Raw genomic sequence first — 540 nt, forward strand, 5'->3', positions numbered from 1 at the left:
AGTCGGTCCCAAGGGTTGGGCTGTTCGCCCATTAAAGCGGTACGCGAGCTGGGTTCAGAACGTCGTGAGACAGTTCGGTCCCTATCCGTCGTGGGCGTAGGAAATTTGAGAGGAGCTGTCCTTAGTACGAGAGGACCGGGATGGACGCACCGCTGGTGTACCAGTTGTTCTGCCAAGGGCATAGCTGGGTAGCTATGTGCGGAAGGGATAAGTGCTGAAAGCATCTAAGCATGAAGCCCCCCTCAAGATGAGATTTCCCATAGCGTAAGCTAGTAAGATCCCTGAAAGATGATCAGGTTGATAGGTTCGAGGTGGAAGCATGGTGACATGTGGAGCTGACGAATACTAATAGATCGAGGACTTAACCATATAATATGTAGCAAATGTTATCTAGTTTTGAAGGAATATGCCTTCATAGTTTGGTGATGATGGCAGAGAGGTCACACCCGTTCCCATACCGAACACGGAAGTTAAGCTCTCTAGCGCCGATGGTAGTTGGGACCTTGTCCCTGTGAGAGTAGGACGTCGCCAAGCAACTAA

The 540-nt window shown here is 50.2% G+C and carries 2 rRNA genes; both read left to right on the forward strand.

Annotated features, from left to right (window positions below):
• A 23S ribosomal RNA gene (locus F0Q34_RS21635) occupies positions 1-369 on the forward strand; the annotation flags it as partial.
• Positions 370-418: 49 nt separating this feature from the next.
• Positions 419-534, forward strand: a 5S ribosomal RNA gene (rrf, locus tag F0Q34_RS21640).
• Positions 535-540: the final 6 nt, after the last annotated feature.

It is taken from the genome of Teichococcus oryzae (assembly GCF_008386565.1).
Classification (GTDB): Bacteria; Pseudomonadota; Alphaproteobacteria; order Acetobacterales; family Acetobacteraceae; genus Pseudoroseomonas; species Pseudoroseomonas oryzae.